This is a genomic window from Enterobacter sp. PL_is514 (assembly GCF_055816715.1).
Map to the genome: position 1 here is coordinate 1 of NZ_JBVPGN010000036.1, position 19771 is coordinate 19771.

Annotated in this window: 22 protein-coding genes and 1 pseudogene; 7 read left to right on the forward strand and 16 right to left on the reverse strand. The window is 46.9% G+C overall.

All coding sequences use genetic code 11. From position 1 onward, the window contains the following. The 6 genes from AC0TNG_RS20300 to AC0TNG_RS20325 form a co-directional block, all read left to right on the forward strand. Window positions 1-534 (forward strand): RHS repeat-associated core domain-containing protein (locus AC0TNG_RS20300; RefSeq protein ID WP_473712996.1); only part of this gene is annotated, 534 nt, incomplete at its 5' end. A 2-nt stretch (window positions 535-536) separates the two neighbouring features. Next, the gene (locus AC0TNG_RS20305; RefSeq protein WP_290094564.1) at window positions 537-1094 is read left to right on the forward strand and encodes an imm11 family protein; all 558 of its coding nucleotides are present in this window, start codon (window positions 537-539) and stop codon (window positions 1092-1094) included. Window positions 1095-1240: 146 nt separating this feature from the next. Beyond that, complete coding sequence (locus AC0TNG_RS20310) at window positions 1241-1585, forward strand: DUF7716 domain-containing protein (RefSeq protein ID WP_048993214.1); 345 nt, start codon at window positions 1241-1243, stop codon at window positions 1583-1585. Between the two features lie 109 nt (window positions 1586-1694). Beyond that, window positions 1695-2279, forward strand: coding sequence for a hypothetical protein (locus AC0TNG_RS20315; protein WP_473712999.1), 585 nt, complete (start codon window positions 1695-1697; stop codon window positions 2277-2279). Between the two features lie 154 nt (window positions 2280-2433). After that, window positions 2434-2820, forward strand: coding sequence for a hypothetical protein (locus AC0TNG_RS20320; RefSeq protein WP_024906923.1), 387 nt, complete (start codon window positions 2434-2436; stop codon window positions 2818-2820). A gap of 386 nt (window positions 2821-3206) precedes the next feature. Continuing rightward, entirely contained in the window at window positions 3207-3584 is a 378-nt protein-coding gene (locus AC0TNG_RS20325; RefSeq protein ID WP_048993206.1) for a hypothetical protein, read from the forward strand. A gap of 409 nt (window positions 3585-3993) precedes the next feature. On the opposite strand, the gene AC0TNG_RS20330 is transcribed toward AC0TNG_RS20325, so the two are convergent. From AC0TNG_RS20330 to AC0TNG_RS20365, 8 genes and pseudogenes are all read right to left on the reverse strand, one after another. Continuing rightward, window positions 3994-5424, reverse strand: coding sequence for a hypothetical protein (locus AC0TNG_RS20330; protein WP_473713000.1), 1431 nt, complete (start codon window positions 5422-5424; stop codon window positions 3994-3996). A gap of 1134 nt (window positions 5425-6558) precedes the next feature. Continuing rightward, window positions 6559-6711 (reverse strand): hypothetical protein, encoded by a 153-nt coding sequence (locus tag AC0TNG_RS20335; protein WP_155267924.1) that lies wholly within the window; start codon window positions 6709-6711, stop codon window positions 6559-6561. 123 nt (window positions 6712-6834) lie between these two features. Then, window positions 6835-7971, reverse strand: coding sequence for an asparaginase (locus tag AC0TNG_RS20340; RefSeq protein WP_090417899.1), 1137 nt, complete (start codon window positions 7969-7971; stop codon window positions 6835-6837). Window positions 7972-8006: 35 nt separating this feature from the next. Next, a pseudogene (locus AC0TNG_RS20345) lies at window positions 8007-8123 on the reverse strand (serine dehydratase); the annotation flags it as partial. Between the two features lie 533 nt (window positions 8124-8656). Continuing rightward, window positions 8657-9376 carry an alpha/beta fold hydrolase gene (locus AC0TNG_RS20350; RefSeq protein WP_061715811.1) on the reverse strand — a complete coding sequence of 240 codons (720 nt, stop codon included), beginning with the start codon at window positions 9374-9376 and terminating at the stop codon, window positions 8657-8659. Between the two features lie 210 nt (window positions 9377-9586). After that, window positions 9587-10255, reverse strand: a complete 669-nt coding sequence (locus AC0TNG_RS20355; RefSeq protein ID WP_071994451.1) for a class I SAM-dependent methyltransferase — start codon at window positions 10253-10255, stop codon at window positions 9587-9589. 213 nt (window positions 10256-10468) lie between these two features. Further along, entirely contained in the window at window positions 10469-10924 is a 456-nt protein-coding gene (locus tag AC0TNG_RS20360; protein WP_417927048.1) for a hypothetical protein, read from the reverse strand. 207 nt (window positions 10925-11131) lie between these two features. Then, window positions 11132-12016 carry a LysR family transcriptional regulator gene (locus tag AC0TNG_RS20365; protein ID WP_417927050.1) on the reverse strand — a complete coding sequence of 295 codons (885 nt, stop codon included), beginning with the start codon at window positions 12014-12016 and terminating at the stop codon, window positions 11132-11134. A 119-nt stretch (window positions 12017-12135) separates the two neighbouring features. On the opposite strand from AC0TNG_RS20365, the gene gstA reads away from it, so the two are divergent. Then, a complete protein-coding gene (gstA, locus tag AC0TNG_RS20370; RefSeq protein WP_024906942.1) occupies window positions 12136-12741 on the forward strand; it encodes a glutathione transferase GstA in 606 nt (201 codons plus the stop codon). On the opposite strand, the gene AC0TNG_RS20375 is transcribed toward gstA, so the two are convergent. The 8 genes from AC0TNG_RS20375 to AC0TNG_RS20410 all read right to left on the reverse strand — a co-directional run bounded on the left by AC0TNG_RS20375 (window position 12735) and on the right by AC0TNG_RS20410 (window position 19767). After that, complete coding sequence (locus tag AC0TNG_RS20375; RefSeq protein WP_473713003.1) at window positions 12735-13748, reverse strand: C45 family autoproteolytic acyltransferase/hydolase; 1014 nt, start codon at window positions 13746-13748, stop codon at window positions 12735-12737. The genes gstA and AC0TNG_RS20375 overlap by 7 nt on opposite strands. Window positions 13749-13769: 21 nt before the next feature. Then, window positions 13770-14492: a glutamine ABC transporter ATP-binding protein GlnQ gene (gene glnQ, locus AC0TNG_RS20380; protein ID WP_473713183.1), complete on the reverse strand. Its 723-nt coding sequence runs from the start codon at window positions 14490-14492 to the stop codon at window positions 13770-13772. 2 nt (window positions 14493-14494) lie between these two features. Further along, window positions 14495-15151 carry a glutamine ABC transporter permease GlnP gene (gene glnP / locus AC0TNG_RS20385; RefSeq protein WP_024906945.1) on the reverse strand — a complete coding sequence of 219 codons (657 nt, stop codon included), beginning with the start codon at window positions 15149-15151 and terminating at the stop codon, window positions 14495-14497. A gap of 51 nt (window positions 15152-15202) precedes the next feature. Beyond that, on the reverse strand, window positions 15203-15955 hold the full coding sequence (gene glnH, locus AC0TNG_RS20390; protein ID WP_032649674.1) for a glutamine ABC transporter substrate-binding protein GlnH: 753 nt from the start codon (window positions 15953-15955) through the stop codon (window positions 15203-15205). A gap of 125 nt (window positions 15956-16080) precedes the next feature. Next, complete coding sequence (locus AC0TNG_RS20395) at window positions 16081-16635, reverse strand: carboxymuconolactone decarboxylase family protein (protein ID WP_175557789.1); 555 nt, start codon at window positions 16633-16635, stop codon at window positions 16081-16083. Then, complete coding sequence (locus AC0TNG_RS20400; RefSeq protein WP_048993199.1) at window positions 16632-17960, reverse strand: aspartate aminotransferase family protein; 1329 nt, start codon at window positions 17958-17960, stop codon at window positions 16632-16634. The genes AC0TNG_RS20395 and AC0TNG_RS20400 overlap by 4 nt, the downstream gene beginning before the upstream one ends. A 127-nt stretch (window positions 17961-18087) precedes the next feature. Beyond that, complete coding sequence (locus AC0TNG_RS20405; RefSeq protein ID WP_473713006.1) at window positions 18088-18945, reverse strand: MurR/RpiR family transcriptional regulator; 858 nt, start codon at window positions 18943-18945, stop codon at window positions 18088-18090. A 231-nt stretch (window positions 18946-19176) separates the two neighbouring features. After that, entirely contained in the window at window positions 19177-19767 is a 591-nt protein-coding gene (locus tag AC0TNG_RS20410; RefSeq protein WP_024906950.1) for a hypothetical protein, read from the reverse strand. Window positions 19768-19771: the final 4 nt, after the last annotated feature.

A 19771-nucleotide genomic window follows, 5' to 3' on the forward strand; every position in this document is an offset into this window, starting at 1 on the left:
GCCGGGCAGTACGCTGACGGTGAGACGGGACTGCACTATAACCTGTTCCGCTACTACGACCCGCAGGTCGGGCGGTTTATTGTGCAGGATCCGATTGGGTTGAATGGTGGGTGGAACCTTTATCAGTATGCGCCGAACCCGTTGGGGTGGATTGATCCGCTTGGATTGCTGACCTATAACACGATGCCGAGTATTACTGGTTTCCAAAAGCATCATATTATTCCACAACAGTTAAAAGGCCATGATTTAATAAAAGCGGCTGATTTTAATATCCATGATATTAAAAATGTTATTTATTTACCTAAGTCAGCTGATTACCATCCGACAAGAACAATCCATAGTGGGTCTCACCCTGTTTATACAAAAAATATAGGTGACCAGATGGATGCTATATATGAATACGGGAAGGAAAACGGCTGGAAACAAGCAGAGTATAAACAAGCTGTTAGTGAAATTATAAAAAATGAACGTGCCGATTTACGCGGTGGGAAAACTATTCTTAACAAAAACTCGGTTAGAAAAGCGAGGTGCTAAGTATGTATGAGCTACGAATTGCTTCTGATTACCCCAATAGTTATTGGTTTGAATACCAGCACCCTGACATATCTGGAAGTGCTTTTTCTCAATGTAAATCAATTGAAAGTAACGAGGGGTATTTTTTTAAATTAAAATCTAAGGTGAGTGAGAAGGCACTGCTTGCATATGATTTTTATTATAGTGATGGGCCTATATTCATATCACCCAGACTAGCATCACTAATTTCTTGTCACGATGTTTTTCGGACTGATGTTCAACTTATTGACGCAACTGTAACTGTAAATGAAACCCAACATCAAGGGTATAAAATAATTAATATACTAAGAGAGGTTTCATGCATCGATATGGAAGCTTCAGAAAGCCAACCTATATTAAGTTATTTACCTAATGGTCCAAGGAAGTTTAGTAAAATAGTCTTCAAAGAAAATGTTGTTGAAGATTTTAGTATGGCAAGATGTAGTGAATATAAATCTTGCGTAATTATTTCAAATGAATTAAAAGAGTTCCTTTCTAAGAATAATGTGAAAGGAATAGATTTTGCTGACCCTATTTATTAATGTGAGTATGATTTTAATTAGCTAAAATGGTCCGGGGAATGATTTTCCCGGATTATAAAAACATTTAAATTCCAATTCAATATATGATTTTATCATTAACTACTTGCTTTGCAAAGTATAAAAGATAACCCTCAAGGATTGTGCGTATGAGTTGGCTAGAATACAGAAAAGCGTATGGGTTAGATGGCTTAATATATAAAATTATGGGTGGGAATACATTAGATGATTTTTGTGTGTATACAAAAGAATATGAAGCATTTGCTAAAGAAGAGCTTGTTTGTTATTTAGATAACTATCCTGTCATTAGTGATGACGATGAGGAAGTATATCCTGATTTTGTTGTTGATAATTCTCTAGAGTTGTTTTTCTATGGAGATCAATTTATAGATGTATTACATAATATCTCTATCCAAAGAGAAAAACCATCTGTAGCGGATTTCATATCAGGTTCAAATTTTTATCTCGAGAACGATAACTTCATAGAGCTTTGATTTAAAGAGCGAGAGATTAATTAAAAATTGATTTACTTAGCTTATTTGAAGGTAGTACATACTGAGAATGTAATTCTAAATTAATTGGTTATTACTGAGGGCTATATTTATGGATGCGTCTGAGACTATTGTGAATGAGATTGAAAAAGCATTAAAACAACTTATTGTCATTTGCAATAAACACTCGCTGTCAGGAAGTTTCAGCACCGTCACTGATCTGGACAATGCCTTCCCGTGCAACTTACCTCGTTCGACAGAGGTGGAATTTTTATATGAAAATTATAATCCTGAAAAGTTAAAGATTGAAACAGGCTTCACGCCAATTAAACTTCACTCAGCCAGTGAGCTCTTGAAGGCTCAAAGTGGTTATGAATACTTACCAGATAATTATCTTGTTATTGGTAATGATTTAGGCGGAGGTAAACCTATAATTGCGGTTATCGATGAAGGGAGTTCCTCTGTTTATGCAGGTTGTGATGTAATTGAACCGTTTCAGATAGCTAGTAGTCTCTCTGGGTTCATATTTTCTCTAGCTGAGCTTATTGATTTGGTATATGGCCAGTACGATATCTTTGATATAGCAGATGATAATGACGAAGTAAAAGATGATTTTATTTATGAATTGCAGGGAAGGATTGTGCCTCTTATCGGTAATGAAAACTTCAATGCGTTTTATAATTATTTTTATGGATAGATTTTTTCTTTAAAAGGAAACCCTCACGGTAAAATATTCTTTTATAGCGAGGTGATGTTCTCTTTTTACGGATGTTTTAAACAAGATTTAAAATAGTAATGCGGTGTATTTATTCAAGAGAAATTAATCTAATGCATGAGAGGAAAGGGATTATATGCAGACTACGCGAGTAATGGGAGAAGGATATGAACCTTACGTTGAGCAATTAGGTGACAAACTGATTTATTCCTTACCTGTCGAATCGGGATTTGTAAGTTTTCATTTTGAGTTTGATATTCGTCAGATCGATCTTGACGTCCTGCTGTCCGATCATTACCGGCGGGCCGTCCTGGAAGTGACCGCACACACTTTGCTCCAGCGTTCGACGTTGAAGGGACATAAACGATTCACTCAGAACGATTTTGATAACCTTATTGCCACTACCCTTCATGCATCGCAAGAGCATCTTAGCGCATTCATTTCTAAAATTAATCGGGAGCACAATATTTCGATTGAACATTATGTGAATGACATAGTGAATAGACGCATAACCAAAGGATGAATATACCGATCCCAGATAAGGTCAACATTCATCTTAAAATCACGCTGTATCTACAGCTCTTTTCAACCTCGTGCTGCCCGAAGAAGTCAAATCGATTTCGTGATAACCGACGAATGCGGCTAAGTGCGCGGAAGCGGCCAGCTCGGCAGCTTTGGCGAGGTACGTCATCGGAGCCAAGGTTTCCCATGTGTTGTGAATCGCATGGCGATGGCACATCAGCCGCTTCGCTATGCCGGAAATATATACTTTGCCTTTAACAGGAGCAATATTAAAAATATTTGTGCGGATGCAATCTTCGACTACTTTTACGATACTAACATGTTAATGAATATCATGCTTTCGGTAAAATCTGTCAGGAGCAAAACGATTCAAGACAAGGACAACTGATGAGTAATGTTAAAAATCTTATTGCAGCGTATATTAACTGCTTTGAAGAAAATGATGTTCTCACTATCGGAATAGGAGATGACACTCATGATCCAAAAAACTTTATCATTATCGGACGATTTGATGAGGATGAATTACCTATTAACGACTGCATTGGATTTCAGAGTGAGTCAACGGAATATGAGTTAACAGACTCTATTCGTTCCGTTCAACTCACAGATGGCAAACTTGTGATCGTGCTTAATGATGATGCCGCAAAAAAAATTGGCATCAGCGAATATCGCGTGGTCATTCCTGCAGCAAAAGATTTTAAATCGCTTGAAAAGTATTTAAGAGAAATGTTTGATGGCAGTGATGTGCCGCTACAATTACCGTAAGGTTTTAGCTACTACATGGCTATCTTAGCACCCGAACTTTAAAAGATGCAGGCGGGACATTTCGAGTAGAGGGCACATGTGCTGAGCCAACGTTTAACGGCGAATAGGATTGCTACGTCACTGTATGAGGTGAAAGCGAAAGATATGTCCGCTTTGTGCCAGAAGCGGACGTTGCCTAGCGGTATCTCTTAATCGCTTGATCTATAGTAACTGTCTATTCCCCCTATACGTTGAACTAGGACCTACCCGATGAAGTTTGAACGTTCATTGCTAATGGGAAATAATTGAATACGTCCGCATCAATATTGGAGGACAATAAAATGAATTATATAATTCCCTTTAATATTAAGAAGGGCTATAAGTTAACAATCCTTTGAATTTATAATATCTTATAATTTCATGGGTTCAATTAATTTTTCTTCTCATCATCCAACAGAATATCAAGATTCTTCGACGGTTCAATAGGTAATTTCAAGGGCTGGCTGGAATCCTTTGGTAAATTACCCCAATCAGTTGTTACTTTTACCACAGGTTTTTTTTGTGGTTTTGTAGACATTTTGGGGTTTGTAGATTTTTGGGTATTTGTGGATGAATCTATTTGCTGGGTGACTTGATTATTAAAGGGTCCTACTGGAGATGGTTTAATATCCACTTTCATCTCAATAAAATCCTTTACAGGCATAGTTATACCATTATAACCAATAGCAACCGGATATTTAAAAACCTGATTCAATGTAACACTGTTTCCAGAGGCTCTGGTTATATTTCCCGTAAAACCTAAGGTATCTGGCGCAATGGATTGAGAGAGCACTTTCAGTTGTAGGTCTAATGCGTTGATTTGGCTTTCTAACGAATCTATCTCAGGTGTTGAGTTTTGATCGCTTGAGGCTGCTACTCCTGATGAATTTTGAGCCGATTTTGATGGTTCTCCTGCTGCTGCCTCATTACTTCCAGGCTTGGCGTTTAATGCTTTGTTTTGAGCTTTTAATTCATTTAATTTAGTGACTAGTGACTGTTTTTGAGATGTTAAAGCAGTTAGTTTTGCCAACGTTGCAGACTCCGAAGCACTACCCCCGTCTGTTGAAGTTATAGTGACATTAATTGACCTAGCGTAATAAACGTCTGTAACAAAAACAATACCAGGAGTTATACCATAATTATTATTTGAATCATCAAGTAAATTATCGATTAACATCTGCATTTGCCTATCCAGATACTGCAATTTCGATGTCTCATTTTTATCAACGCTAGCCTTATACAATAAAAATCTATCCATAGCAGAGCTGAAGTCCAGACTAATGACTTCTGCATACGGTACACTGAAAGTGATATTACGTTTAGAACTACTGGCGAAAGAAAACGTTTGAGCAAGAGCACTTGTCACTGTCCCCAGACCTAAGCTTACATCACTCACTGAAGCAAAAGAGTAGCCAGGAAACGCAATCACTCCATTCTGTCTGGCTTCACTTGAAGGGTAGCTAACAAATGCACCTGTCCGTGAATTAGCATTTCCTAATGTGTCCCAACCCTGAGTCTGGGGTAACGTTGGTATAGTTTGTTCTTCTTCAAGCAGATCTGAAACATCGAACCTCGTAAATCTGATCGGTTTTATTGTATAAAACTTAGAGGGAACTTTATTTATCATATTAGGAGAGACGAATGGGAAAATATACACATCCCCAGGATAAAAGCGCTCTTTGGGGGGGAATATAGGGAATATGTTTAACTGGCGGGTATTTCTTGCCCATTCTTTAGCTACGATACCCGGTTCTTGTGTCTCAGCACATCCTGAAATAACCGCAGATAATATAAATGGAATAGTAAGCTTGACTTTATTCATGACACGCCCCACGATTAACACATAGGTAAATTTTAAAAATAAAGATGTTTTATTTTATTGGGTTGAGTTTTGGTTGTGACAATTAAATTATTAGCATGAGTTAATCTCAGTGAATGGAATGTCTATTAAAAAAAAATTAAAGCACTGATAATGATATTATGCGTCCCTATTAAAAACTCTCCAACTTATAATAATGGCTATAAAATATCGTTGCCTTGCGTATTATTTCGATGCGAACAGAAAGCTCGGTACAAGGGAAAAGCAGAGACGGCAGCAGGACAGCTGTTTTTGCTTCCGCTGGGTAAGTCGCCTTAAACACTCTTTTGCTGGAATGTAGATTCTTGATGTGACTGTTATATGGTCTAAAGACTTCACTGAATGGCCTCTGGAGTATTTTCACACTTTGTTTGCAAGGAATACCAGCAGAGCTAAACGAGCGGAAAGATTGTTTGAAGCAGGATTATATGACCTGGTCCTCGTTGATTATCACACGCCAATGTTAGTCATGCATCCCGGCGGTCATGACAAATGCGAACTTCCGCTCTTCGCTCATAGCGGAACTTCATCTCAGTAGGCTTATCAGTTCCGCTCTGCGCTTTAGCGTGACCCTATCGAAGCAGTTTAAGGGGGCACAGAATGACGTTCGCCACTATTGATGACGTCAGAAACCGGATCGAACCGTTAGACAGAGAACTGCTCATCGGATAACGGAAATGCAAGCTGTCGTTTTTACCCGTTCTGGTAGCTGTTAAGGGTGAGCGGTTATGAGAAAATAACCCACGCAAACGGTTTCGTTGGTTTTAACCGTTTTCGACACATTATCTATCGCTGTGATGGCGTTGTTGTTTAGCATTTTATTCTTTACGTCTCCTCCCCTGGGGAGACGTCTTTTTCCCACGCACTCTTCACAATGTCTGCAACCCCAAACGCCCCTGAAAAATCGCCTTTGATAAGGGATTAGATGTACCTCTATGAGAGTTTGGTCATCAGAAGAAAGGGTTTGAGCTCTGGATGGAAGTCAGATGCAGCCCTGTTCCGTATTCGCTGCAGGGGAACCTGCTCTGAGTTTGTTTAACCTTTCCACGGCAATAACGTCTCTTTCGCACGGAACGGGAGGCGCGTAAAAATAACCCTTTATCTCTGCACACCTTCCTCAAGGATACGATCAAATTGCTCCTGAGTTTCAACACCTTCAGCGACAGCTCTAGCGACAGTGGCACAGTCCGGCCGAACGACGGCATCTTTAACAAAACTGCCGTCAATTTTGATTTTGTCAAACGTGAACATGCGCGGATCATGTCTATGCGTTATGGTATACCGCCCGATCACCATATTTCACAGGCGTTTCCCCAGATAAAAAATTATCTGTAAAAGCATCGAAAACGCCTCTTATCGAAGGGTATTTTTACGTCAGTTTTTATGGCCGGTAACTGACCAGAATGCGGCCTGAACGTTTTCTGGTGAAGTCTTTCCGTTTGCAAGCAGAAGCTGAGTAAGGATCCGTGCTTTTGCCGGATTCAGCCCCGACGAAACAACAAAGCCGGCTTTGTTATCATCGACCTCGACGTTACGTTTTACTGCTCCTGTATAGGAGCGCGATGCGCGGACCACGACAAGTCCATGCTCCCGGGCCGCTTTGAGCGCAGCTAACGCTGAGGCGGATGTATTTCCGTCTCCCACGCCGGCGAGAATAATTCCTTTTGCACCATCACGCACCGCATTGTTGATTTGGACATCGTCCATATTACTGTGGGCATAAATGATCTCAACCCGCGGAAGTTTATGGGATGCAGGTAATTGTAGAGACAGACGAGATTCTGCCGGCACCGGGGTAATATAATGAACTTCTGCCGCATCGACATAACCCAGTGGGCCGGCGTAAGGTGACTGAAAAGTAGCCACTCCGGTTGTATCCGATTTCGTGGACCAAATCGGTGACTGGATAGTGTCATTCATCACAATCATTACTCCCCGTCCCTTCGATTGTTTGTCCACAGCAGCATTCACAGATTCAAGCAAATTAGCAGGGCCATCTGCACCAGTTGCTGTCGCCGGTCGCATGGCTCCAGTAATAATAACAGGCTGGGGGTGATGTATTACCAGACTGAGGAAAAAAGCTGTTTCTTCAAGAGTATCTGTGCCATGGGTAATAATAATAGCGTCAGCGGCACCTGTACTGAACAGATCGTCGATCTTCTGGGCAAGATCAAACCAGATTTTATCATTCATGTCCTGAGAACCAATGGATGCGACCTGGACACTACTAAGCTGGGCTTTTTTATCCAATCCTGGAACGGCTGCAAGCAATACTCTTGGGCTGATGGCGCCGGATGTGTATCCGATAGAGCTGGAGTCTTCACCAGTGCTCTGTCCTGCAATGGTACCGCCGGTAGCAAGGATCATCAATTTAGGCAGAGTCTCAGTCGCTTTTTGGCTATATGTCGTTAATGACGGCGAGGCCGTTGCAGCCTGAGAACCATGAGTAAATAGCGAGGCATATACTAGTGTTAGCGCAAACGCGACAGGATGATTTATAGGCTTGAACATGACTTATTCCTTAGATAAAAGGCAGATGCCTTAACTTTTGTCGCCGATACTTTGGCTGGAGCATCATGGGGCATGACAATCGTAGCCGACATACCGGGTAATTTTGCAGACAGAGTGGTAGCCTGAACATAATTTCCGGATGAAAAGGCCAGAGTACCGACTGAGAGCAGGCGTTATAATTACTCATCTATCAATTTTTCAGCAGATGCAACTACATCACCATAAGCAAGTAGTGTTATATAAAGAACACCTCATTTATACACACCTTGTCCTTTCACTTCCAGTTCTCACTCTGGAAGACAAGCTTATATTGCGACACATCTCAAAGAAAAAATCCCTGGAACATAAATGGGGTTATTTAATCTATGTAATTTATTCCATACAAAATTTGATACAGAATCCACTAATGAGTCAAAAGTTGTCCTGGTGATGGTTTTAACAGAATTGATGTTATCAAAATATAAAAAACAGAACTAATGCATGCACAATGTTAACAATATGAAAACATTTTAAGTCAACGTGTTAACAAAAAGGCGGGTGTTAAAGTTTAATATGTCAACTATGATTTTTAATTGGGTTTTTAATAAGCCACTGTTTTCTTTGCTTACATTTCAAAAAGACTACGGCCTCGTTGCGGGAGGAATAGATGGTGCTTGTCTGCTGCGTGCCAGGAGCGGTCATTGATTTAATCAGATAAACAATGCTTAAAGGCCGATCTTACGTTTTCGTATAGCGCAGGTGAGAGCATGACATTTTCCCAAATATTATTATGTCCAGCTTTGGGAATGGTCAGAAGTTGCTTTTGACTACAGCATGATGCAGAAGACAGCAGCTTTTCTGGTATTTCTGAGGGGATGATTGCATCATTTTCGGCAGCAATAATCAGTAAATTCCCGTTAAACTCAGCAGCAATGTTCCATGCATCTGTATGTTCCCAATTCCTGGGTTGGCGTATTATTGCAGAGAAATCAGGGCCAAACTTAACTTTATATGCAAGTGTTGAGTAGACACCTGGAACCATAAGGATGAGAGATCGGAATTGCATCGCTTTACTAAGCTGAAGTGCATTATAGGCTCCCATACTGATGCCCATACAACCTGTAAGCGTCTGCCCCAGAGAAGCGATAACCGCCTCTGCTTGCATCGTACGATTAAAAAGAGAAGATTCGTGAATGTCTCCCCCCGTTTCACCATGACCTGTAAAGTCAAATACCGTCGTTCCAAAACCCAGGGTATCCAAAATATCCCGGTATTTGTAGAAAACGGTTCGATCTTTGCCGCCACCATGAAGCATCAGAACATGTCCATTGCGCCCAAATGTGCTTTCAGCATGAATTGTTTTGCCATGGAACGGGACCAGGAAGTTGTGACTCGAAATCATCTTCGTATGTGTTTTTGGCGACATGGTTTATTCGTTGTATCAAACCCAAGCGCGCCATGTAATGTCAGACTGAATCACCACTGCTTCGGTAGCCATTTTTTAGTTTGTCACACGATCTCTTGCCCAATTGATGTGCGTCGGCATCTTCCGCTCCTCGCTAAAAGCGGAATTCAGACTAGCATCTAATTTCGATGACTGAAGCGGATGTAACTTTAACGAGCAATCAGCCGATAATTATTTCAAAGAACATACCAGAGTGGCATGATCCCACCACTCGTTGGTATTAACTTTTGTTGCAAGTACGTTAAATTGTGCTTCCTGTATCTCATTTGTTAATGCAGGGAGAGGTTTCAGGGTACGCCAGGGGTGACCTTCTTTCAGTAAATGATGTCTTATAGGATCAAAAACACTAATATCATCAGAATTACGGGGGCTTCCACACATGGAGCTGATCACAAGCCGTCCGCCGGGTTTGAGCAATCTTTTCGCTTCTGCGAAAAAGCGAGTTCGGTCATCATCTATCAGGCAATGCAAACAACTACCATCAATAACCAGCTCAAACATTGAGTCCTTGCATTGATAAATATGACAAACATTTCCGACAAGAAAATGAGCGGAGAGGCCCGCTTGTTGAAAACGCCTTTCAGCCCATCTGATAGCGGTTTCAGAAAAATCCACACCCCATACTGAATATCCTCGTTCAGCAAGAAACTGCGCAGCCATCGCTCCATTACCACATCCCATTTCAAGTATTGGCGCGCCAGGTTGGGGTAAATAATTATTAAAATCAAGCCACTGAAAGATTTTTTCTTGCTGTTCTTTTGCCCTGAAATAACCTTTATCAGCCCAAGCTATAGCCCCATTCGCTATGAGTTGTCTGTATTTTTCTTCATAGGGATTCATATTTAAGACGCTTTATTGCAACAATAACACCCTTTATTTTATATGTTATTTATGGAAAAAATGAAGTTTCTGGCGAAAAAGTGCGTGCTGTAGATACACGCAATAACGTCCGCTTTCACTCTTAAGGGACATTCGACAAACAACATTGTATTTTGCGTAAGGCCGAAATTCCTGCTTCTTACTCAACAGTTTTCCGGCCTCCCATCTCTCGTCTCAGTGCGCCGCGATATACGGCTCCTTCACAAACTCCGCCATTAGCCAGACCATATCATGCAGAAGCCCGGTGAGTTCTTTCGCCACGCTCGCAGGCAATGTTCCGCCCATCACCGCCAGCGTTAATGCCACGGCATAGTCCACCTGCAGCGTTGTCTCTTGCCAGCAGTCCGGTACGCAGGAGGTTATCTTTTCCCCCGCAATCAGCTGTTCAACCAGATACGGCGGGAGTTCAGCATCACAGCACTCCCGCAGTCGCTTCAGCGCAGCCAGCAATCGCTTACAGAGCGTAGCAAACGTCACCGCGTCGTCAGTTTCCACCAATACGCTTACATAGGCGGTGCAGGCATCGGCCAGTTGGAAGAGATCCGCAGATTCGGAAATTGAATTGTTGATGAGGTGACAAACAGCGCTTTCCGCAGAGAGCGCGTAAGAAAACTCAGGGGTAGTAGCCATTTAGCATCCTCGTTGTGCAAAAAAATGTCATGTTATGCTAACGGGTTCCTACGCCCGGTTACGGATGTGCCGCAACGCAGGCACTTTACGACCGCGAAGAAGGGAAAAAAAGGGATAGCCATGAATTACATCAGGTTGCTTGCAGGTTTGCGAGGCGGCTTCCAGAAGGGCGTAGCCGCCGGGCACATTTTGTACCGCGGTTACTCTTTACGCAGACTTTTTCATTTTGATCAATCCTTCTAATAACGTCTGCGTCGCGCGGGAAGATTTGCCCGCCTGGGAGCAAACCAGCCCAAACTCCCGGCACAGCGAAGGCGTCACGGGCACGACGCACAAACCGCGTAATTCATCCGGCAGAGCGGATTCAGGTATCAGTGCGACGCCCAAGCCTTCGCGTACCAGCAGGCAGACGCTGATCCAGTCGCGGACGGTCACCTGTACGTCAGACAGTTCCAACCCAGTCTGCTCCATCAGGCTTTTTCCATTGACGGCACAACCGCCTGTGGCGAGTACGAAGGGCTGGTCTGCCAGTTCCTCAAGGGTGATGCCGCGCGTGCGTGCATAGCGAGCCAGACGGTGGTTGGCTGGTAACACTGCGACCCATGCATCTTGCCCCAGGATCGCATCCGCGCGTCCGGGAACAGGGTTCATGACCACACCGATATCAACAGTATCTGCCGCAAGCCACTCTTCGACCTCCTGGTCCGTGCCTTCCAGTACGACCACCTCTATTTCAGGATGCAGGCGCTTCACGTCCCGCAACAGCCCCGGCAAAAGCGTGGACGTTACTGACGGAAAACTGGCAAGTCGAATGCGCCCGCCACTCAGCCCGCGGCTCTCATCCGCCAGTGTGCGGATGGCGTCCAGCCGTGCCAGCATGCTTCTTGCCTCTTTGACAACCCGCTCGCCCAGGGCTGTAACACCGACGTGGCGTCGCTCACGCGTAAATACCGCAAATCCTAATGAAGCCTCTAACTGAGCGATCGCCTGGCTGGCACCCGACTGCGTCATGCCGACCTCTTCAGCGGCACGCGAAATATTACTGGCGTCCGCCACGGCAACCATCAGGCGCCAGTGCAACAGATTCATCATGGGTATCAGTAGCTCAGCTAATAGTTAATTTATGAATCATTAATTTTACAGTGATAACGGTTTTAAGCACAGTGAATGCAAACCGAATGTTTATCACTCACAGCTTTAACGGAGAGATTATGAAACTCTATTACGCCCCGGACACCTGTTCACTCTCACCCCATATCGTGCTTCGCGAACTGGCGATTGAGTTTGAGCTGGTTAAAGTGGACAACAGGAGCAAGCTTACCGCTGACGGGCGCGACTTCCTGACCATTAACCCTAAAGGCTATGTCGCCGCGCTTGAACGGGATGACGGAAATGTCCTGACCGAGGGGCCAGCGATTTTGCAATACCTCGCTGACCTCAAGCCGGAGAGGGGACTGGCACCGCGCGCAGACAGCTGGGAGCGGGTGCGGCTTCAGGAATGGCTTAACTTTATCACCAGTGAAATACACGCGGGATCGGCTCCTCTTTTCAACCGCCTGCTGCCCGAAGAGGTCAAATCCATTTTTCGTGAGAAGCTCTTCAGGCCGTTCAGTTTTCTTGAGGAAACGCTCTCCACTCGCGCTTATTTGACAGGATCGACCTTCAGCGTGGCAGATGCCTATCTTTTTACCGTGCTGAGGTGGTGCAAGTTCTTCTCCATCGAGCTGAGCCCCTGGCCTGCGCTGCTGGCGTACAGGGATAAAATTAATGCCCGTCCAGCGGTGCAGGCCGCATTACGTGCGGAAGCGGCTCAGTAAGACTGTAAAGCGGGTTTTTGCCGATCGTGAGTGAATATCTGCCATTTTATCTCCGACATGCTCAGGGTAAAAATGGCGGTGGCAAGCGTGTTCTCTTCATCAGGATCGTTTGGCGAGAGACGATAAATCGGGAGCGCGGGATCATGCTGGTCTGAAAGAATACCCAGTGCCGCCGCACCATCAAGGTGAGATTGCGTCCCCAGCCAGGCGTTTAACCTCTGCTGGCGTGACCGGGAGCTGTCGGTGATCACCTGCTCAACCGCAGCAAGCTGAGGGTGGATAAGGTGATTAGCATGGGCGAAAACCTCCCGCAGCGGCGTGACGGAACAGCCTGTTCCCGTCGCTTCCACGCTAAACAGCCGGCTGTCTCCCATTTGTCCCAGCGTATGATGAAATGCACCGGCGCGTGACACGGTGGTCAGTATTGAGATGGCTTCATCTAAGGTGGCGGCATTCAGCGCGGCGCGGGCTAATACCTGGCGCGGCATTCCGCGTGGACGGTGCAAAGCGCGAATGTTATTCACCGTATTCACCACGCCCTTTTCGTTTACGGCGAAGGTATGTCCGCAAATTGAGCCTGGATAAGCAAAACTGGTGAACGCCAGGCCGTCATCCGGGGTGATGCTGACGATGGCGCAGTCATTGCGAAGCTGCGGGAAACCGTCTTCATTATGCGCGATAATCAGCTCCCCCTCTGCGGTTCTTCCCGCTACCGTGGTACAGCCATCAGAGGTTGAGCGCACCAGATCGCCGCGGCAGTTCCAGGCAAACACCTCATCAAATGGTGCATCCAGACCCTCGGCTAATCCCTTCAGCTCCTGCCAGATCAGGGGATAGTGTGACTGGACCCGCGAGCGCATGCTTCGGGTCTGTTCTGCGTCTTTCATGGCGGTAACGGTTTGCCACAACGCCGTTTGCGTGAGTTTTGCATGCCAGGCCTCGCGGCCAAAGGCGCCAAGTTCCTGACCTACTGCAAAAGCGGAACCACGAATGTCGATTTTTTTCATAGTATTATCATTCACTTCTGTTCAGGATACGTGTTGCAAAAATTCTTTCAGGCGTGGATTGCGACTGCTATTCAGCAGCATATCAGGTGGACCATCTTCGGCAATGGTGCCGCCATCAATAAAGATGAGCCGTGATGCCACATCCCGGGCGAAGCCGATTTCGTGGGTCACAATCACCATGGTCATGCCTTCTTCGGCCAGCGAGCGCATGACTTTCAGCACCTCGTGCCGTAATTCGGGGTCCAGGGATGAGGTTGGCTCATCGAACAGCATCATTTTCGGTTTCACCGCCAGGGCTCTGGCAATGGCCACGCGTTGCTGCTGACCGCCAGAGAGCTCTGATGGGTAGTGACTGGCGCGTTCGCGTAAGCCAACGCGGTCCAGCAGCGCCAGCGCCTGCTCCCGCGCGGCGGCTTTGCTCTGTTTGCGTACGCGAACCGGACCAAACATCACATTCTCCAGCGCCGTCAGATGGGGGAACAGATGGAACTGCTGAAACACCATCCCGGCTTCGCGGCGGATATCACATTCGTTAGCGTGAGGATCGGTAATATGCATTCCCGCTACCAGCAGCGTGCCAGAGGAAATTTCCTCCAGCTTGTTAATGCAGCGCAGCAGCGTCGATTTGCCCGAACCGGAAGGGCCGATGATCACCACGACTTCGCCGGCGTCAATTTTTAAATTGATGTCGTGCAGCACCTGAGTGGCGCCGAAATTTTTCGACACTGCGCTAAATTCAACCATGCTCATAAAATATGGATCCTCTTCTCCAGTTGCTTCAGCAGGAAACTTAGGCACAGCGTCACCAGCAGATAAATCATTGCCACTGCGGTCCAGACTTCCAGCGCGCGGAAATTACCGGCAATAATTTCTTGCCCCTGACGAGTCAATTCCGCCACACCAATCACAATAAACAGCGAGGTGTCTTTAATACTGATAATCCACTGATTACCTAACGCAGGGATCATACGGCGTAATGCCAGCGGCATAATGACATGCCATAGCGTGCTGCGCTGAGATAATCCCATTGCCAGGCTGGCCTCTCTAAAACCTTTATTAATCGAGAGGATCGCCCCTCGGGTGATTTCTGCAATATAAGCACCCGAGTTAATCACAATAGTCGTAATGGCCGCGGTTACCGGATCGATATGAATCGGTAACACCATGGGGAGTGCGAAGTAAATAAACATCACTTGTACCATAATAGGCGTCCCGCGGATTAACTCGACAAAGACTAACGAGACTGTCTTTGATATTTTTCCTCCGAGCGCCCGGCAGGTTCCCGCCAGCAGGCCAATAACAAAACCACCCAATAAACCTGATAATGAAATAATCAGCGTCAGCTGTAGTCCTTGCAACAACAGCGGCAGGGACTCCCAAATATATTTACTGTCGAAATTCATCATGTTACCCGTTAAGATGTAACGAGGTCGGATCGCTCCGACCTGGCGGGATTATTTTGGCTGTTTAGCAAACCACTTCACGTAAATCTTGCTGTAAGTGCCGTCCGCACGTAGCGCCTGCAGCGCAGCGTTGATCTTCGGCGTCAGGCTGCTGTTCTTCTGCATCGCAAAGCCGTAGTGCTGCGGCAGAATGCTGTCAGTCTCGCCGGTCGATTTCACTTTGCCATCACCTGCCGTTTTTACGTAATAGAGTACGTTGGGCGAATCATGCACCACGGCATCAAGGTTACCTGCCTGCAAATCAAGATAGGCGTTATCGATATTCGGGAATTCGACATAGTTCGCCTTATATTTGCTTTTCATAAAGCTGGCCGCCGCCGTTCCCTGCTTTAATCCCACTTTCTTTCCTGCTAAATCGCTGAATTTAGTAATGGTATTATCGCTGCTTTTCACCGCCATTAATAAATCAGCATCATAATAACCGTCGCTGAAATCGACGACCTGTTTACGCGCGTCGGTTATCGTAATGCCCGCCATGGCGACATCCAGATTACGTGATTGCAAACCCGGAATCAGTCCCCCGAAGTCCATCGGGCGTAATTCGTAGCTGACGTGCATTTTTTTAGCAATGGCATCCCACAAATCAATATCAAAGCCGACGTATTTATCGCCTTGTTTAAATTCAAAGGGGACAAAGGCGGTATCAACGCCAACCGTTAATTTATCCTGCGCTTCTGCCACAAAACTGGCGGAGCAAGCGACCAGCGCTAACGTAACTTTTAATTTAGTGAATAATCCAGACATGATAACCCTCGGCGTCAGTGAAGTAGCGTGCATGAATGTCACCCGGCGAAATATATCGGCAGGGTGGGGAAATAAAAAAGTTGATATGCAGGGCGCACTTTCATGTGCCAAAATTAAAACGATACTTATGCGGGAATAATCTCATCCCGGGTGTCGGGCACCGGCGTCTGTGCGCCGTTCATTACCATCGAGAGAAAACTGTAATAACCATTAATTCCGATTAGATCCACCACGCCTTTCTCGCCCCACAGCGCGATAGCGTGCTGCCAGGTGGCATCGCTGACCTTCTGCTGCTCCTGTAACTCCTTGCAAAAGTGATAGACCGCCCATTCATCCGGCTGCAGATCCTCTGGAAGACGCTTTTCATTAATCGCCTGCACTGCCGCGGCAGAAATACCTTTCTCGCGCGCTATCGGCGCATGAATCGCCCACTCCACAGGCTGTGACCAGTGCCGCGCGGTCATCAAAATCGCCAGTTCCGACAGGCGCTGTCCCAGCGCGCTGCGATAACGCAGGTATTCGCCCATGCGTTGCGCATGCGCCATCAGCTCGGGACTGCGCAGCAGCGGCTCGAAAGGTGGCAGCAGCGCACCGCGGGGCCCATTGATTATCTCTTCGGCCAAAGCACGCTGCTGGTCGTCCCATTCATGCTCCGCCAGTGGGGGTAAACGATTGATCATAATTTGCCGGTCTCTTCGCGAATGACGGTGTTCAGCGTGTCCACTACAAAGTCGAGCTGGCCAGGCGTGACAATAAACGGGGGGGCGATCAGGATATGGTCGCCATATTGCCCGTCAATCGTTCCACCCATTGGATAGACCATCAGCCCACGTGACATACAGTTTGCTTTGATTGCTGCGTGCAGTTTCAGGGCAGGATCGAAGGGGGTTTTGCTGGCTTTATCGCGTACCAGCTCAACGCCCGCAAACAAGCCGCGTCCACGCGTATCACCGACATGCGGTAATTCCCCCAGCACTTCACGCAATGCGTTGTGCAGGTAAGCCCCCTGTTGCCTGACCGCCTGCAGTAAATTATCGCGCGCGATCACCTGCTGCACGGCCAGGGCTGCGGACGCGGCGGTCGCGTGACAAATGTAGGTGTGCCCGTGCTGGAACAGACCGCTACCGGCCTGCAGCGCTGAGACAATCTTCTCGCTCGCTAATACTGCGCCAATCGGCTGATAGCCGCCCCCCAGCCCCTTCGCGATGGTCACCAAATCCGGCACCACATCATCCTGTTCAAACGCATGCAATGTGCCGGTGCGTCCCATGCCGCACATGACTTCATCCGCGATATAGAGGATGCCGTATTTATCACACAGGTTGCGTACACCTTTAAGATAGCCCGGGGTAGGCGGCGTGGCGCCGGTGGTGGCTCCCACCACGGTTTCTGCACAGAAACCAATAATGGTGTCGGGACCGGCCTCAATAATGGCTTGCTCCAGCTCGTTGAGCAGACGCGTGGTGTATTGCTGCTGGGTTTCATCTGCGCGGCGGTCGCGATACTCATTGCAGGCCGAAACGCGAATAACGTCGATCAGCAAGGGAGCAAACTGGCGGCGGCGCCATTCGTTGCCTCCCACCGCGAGTGCGCCAAGGGTATTGCCATGATAGCTCTGCTTACGGGCGATAAATTTGGTGCGCGACGGCTGGCCGATCTCAACAAAATACTGGCGCGCCAGCTTGAGCGCAGTTTCGACCGCTTCCGAACCGCCCGAAACGAAATAGGCATAGTTAAGATCGCCAGGCGCCGTGCGCGTCAGCTGTTCAGCAAGCTGTTCAACGGTGTCGCTGGTAAAAAAACTGGTGTGGGCATAGGCCAGTTGATCGATCTGGCGATGCATCGCAGCCAGAACGTCCGGATGCGCGTGGCCTAAACAGGAAACGGCGGCGCCACCGCAGGCATCCAGATACTGTTTTCCCTGTGCATCAAAAATGTACGCTCCCTGGGCGCGTACCGCCACGGCGGGCGTGTTGCGTAGACTGCGGTGAATGATATGGGTCATGCGGGTCCTGCTCCTGAATACGCTGTGCTAATAAAGCGCATCTTGCAGGATTCATTTGTATCACGTCAATTTCATTTTGATCCAAATGCATTCTGTTTTCTTATGCCGGATGCAAATGAATTATTTTTCAGGATTTTGCGGGCACCACATAGGCGCCAGAGTCGATAAGATAGCGTTCAGCATTTTCGATTTTATTGACTGCATCCCGACCATGGCGCGCGACCAGCATCGCCAGTAAACACTCGGCGAGCCCCATACCGGACACCACGGAAGGAAAAAACGACGGGCTGTCTATGGAAAACAGCAGCGTGCAATCGGCAGCCTGGGCTAATGGCGAGACGGGAGAGTCCGTAATGGCGACGATTGTCGCGCCTGCCTGCTGGGCCGCGCGCAGGACATCGAGCGACTCACGCGAATAGGGGGCAAAACTGGTGAGTAACAGGCAATCTTGTGCTGTTAATTCGCGGGTGAACACCTCGATATTGCTCGCCAGACCATCAATGAGTGATGCTTGCCGATTGAACAGTCGATAGACATAAAACAGCGACCAGGCGATAGGAAAGCTGGCCCGGAAGCCGCAAATATAGACATTCTCAGCCGCGTCCAGCAGCGATACAGCCTGCTCCATGGCCTGATGGTTTTCATGCTGTGTGAAAGCCAAATTTGCCTGATGCGCCTGAAACACCTCTTCATACAGCTGCGGCTGAGTGCCTTTGGCAATCAATTTCTCGGCTTTGGATACATATGTATCATTGCGCAGTCCGAGTTCATCAATGAATGCGTTCTTGAGTTCACCCCAGCCGTTGTAACCCAATCGTTGCGCTAACCGCAGCAGCGTGGCGGGTTTTACACCGGCTTCACTGGCGAAGGCACGCATCGATAGCACGACCAGCTGATTGGTATTCTGGAGAGAGAACTCGGCAGCACGCTGTAATTCTGCAGACAACTCACTGAATGTACTGACAATATTTTCCCTTGGATTCATAGCAAATAGTCCCGCTTTTTAAGGTTAGCGCTGCTGTTGTCAACTTACGTTCGATCTTCACAGACCGAACGGGTTCGCGTTGTCTCAGAGACGGATGATGAAAACACAGAGTGAATAAGTCAACGGGGAGCTGAACAGGGGGTTATCAGATGCGCGAAACCAATCTGATGATCATTATGATAAAGGCCAAAGGTAAGACTGTTTTCTATGCAGCATAGCGCTGCTCCTCGCTCATTCCAGCCCTTCAATATTCGACTTAACCGCTTTCAGCGTCCTTCTTCGGATCCAGCCGCTCCCGGCCCGTATTGCCAGCCAGTAGGCTACCATTTTTAGGTGAGTTCGTTTGTCCGGACAATAAACGAAGGTCTCCGTACAGAGTTCATGTTGACCCGGCGCCAGTTCCGTTACCTGGTAGCGGAGCAACAGTTTTGCGCTGCCCGGCGCGGCTGGAGACTGAAAAGCAATGGCATCCGGTGCGTTTTCCAGACCGAAATCAGTCCTCCAGAATTGGCCTTTTAAGCCGTAGCTGAGCTCAGAGGCTGAGCTTTTCAAAAGCGTAAAGCTGTGCAGCCCAAAGTTGCTGATTGAGTTAGCCTGCTGATTGCGCAGAAATCTTTGCGGCAATTGCCGCAAAGACATCAGCCGACGAATCACGGCATCTTGCCGGACGTCAAAGTTGGCAATCAACGGCAGAATATTTTCAGGATGCGCAGTATGAATGACCGCTCGGTGTTTTTCATGAAACTGGAACTGGGGGAGAAAAGCAGGAACATCCCGCCACTGAGCAAGCGCTTTGCGGGTAACGAATCCGGGGTTCAGCATTGTT

Bases quoted from the DNA above. Each gene is read 5' to 3' on its own strand.
- AC0TNG_RS20405 (WP_473713006.1), bottom strand. From the start codon at position 18,945: ATGAATCCAAGGGAAAATATTGTCAGTACATTCAGTGAGTTGTCTGCA.
- AC0TNG_RS20375 (WP_473713003.1), bottom strand. From the start codon at position 13,748: ATGAAAAAAATCGACATTCGTGGTTCCGCTTTTGCAGTAGGTCAGGAA.
- glnP (WP_024906945.1), bottom strand. From the start codon at position 15,151: ATGAATTTCGACAGTAAATATATTTGGGAGTCCCTGCCGCTGTTGTTG.
- AC0TNG_RS20395 (WP_175557789.1), bottom strand. From the start codon at position 16,635: ATGATCAATCGTTTACCCCCACTGGCGGAGCATGAATGGGACGACCAG.
- AC0TNG_RS20340 (WP_090417899.1), bottom strand. From the start codon at position 7,971: ATGTTCAAGCCTATAAATCATCCTGTCGCGTTTGCGCTAACACTAGTA.
- AC0TNG_RS20400 (WP_048993199.1), bottom strand. From the start codon at position 17,960: ATGACCCATATCATTCACCGCAGTCTACGCAACACGCCCGCCGTGGCG.
- glnQ (WP_473713183.1), bottom strand. From the start codon at position 14,492: ATGGTTGAATTTAGCGCAGTGTCGAAAAATTTCGGCGCCACTCAGGTG.
- glnH (WP_032649674.1), bottom strand. From the start codon at position 15,955: ATGTCTGGATTATTCACTAAATTAAAAGTTACGTTAGCGCTGGTCGCT.
- AC0TNG_RS20310 (WP_048993214.1), top strand. From the start codon at position 1,241: ATGAGTTGGCTAGAATACAGAAAAGCGTATGGGTTAGATGGCTTAATA.
- AC0TNG_RS20315 (WP_473712999.1), top strand. From the start codon at position 1,695: ATGGATGCGTCTGAGACTATTGTGAATGAGATTGAAAAAGCATTAAAA.
- AC0TNG_RS20365 (WP_417927050.1), bottom strand. From the start codon at position 12,016: ATGATGAATCTGTTGCACTGGCGCCTGATGGTTGCCGTGGCGGACGCC.
- gstA (WP_024906942.1), top strand. From the start codon at position 12,136: ATGAAACTCTATTACGCCCCGGACACCTGTTCACTCTCACCCCATATC.
- AC0TNG_RS20330 (WP_473713000.1), bottom strand. From the start codon at position 5,424: ATGAATAAAGTCAAGCTTACTATTCCATTTATATTATCTGCGGTTATT.
- AC0TNG_RS20410 (WP_024906950.1), bottom strand. From the start codon at position 19,767: ATGCTGAACCCCGGATTCGTTACCCGCAAAGCGCTTGCTCAGTGGCGG.
- AC0TNG_RS20335 (WP_155267924.1), bottom strand. From the start codon at position 6,711: ATGTTCACGTTTGACAAAATCAAAATTGACGGCAGTTTTGTTAAAGAT.
- AC0TNG_RS20350 (WP_061715811.1), bottom strand. From the start codon at position 9,376: ATGTCGCCAAAAACACATACGAAGATGATTTCGAGTCACAACTTCCTG.
- AC0TNG_RS20305 (WP_290094564.1), top strand. From the start codon at position 537: ATGTATGAGCTACGAATTGCTTCTGATTACCCCAATAGTTATTGGTTT.
- AC0TNG_RS20360 (WP_417927048.1), bottom strand. From the start codon at position 10,924: ATGGCTACTACCCCTGAGTTTTCTTACGCGCTCTCTGCGGAAAGCGCT.
- AC0TNG_RS20320 (WP_024906923.1), top strand. From the start codon at position 2,434: ATGCAGACTACGCGAGTAATGGGAGAAGGATATGAACCTTACGTTGAG.
- AC0TNG_RS20325 (WP_048993206.1), top strand. From the start codon at position 3,207: ATGAGTAATGTTAAAAATCTTATTGCAGCGTATATTAACTGCTTTGAA.
- AC0TNG_RS20355 (WP_071994451.1), bottom strand. From the start codon at position 10,255: ATGAATCCCTATGAAGAAAAATACAGACAACTCATAGCGAATGGGGCT.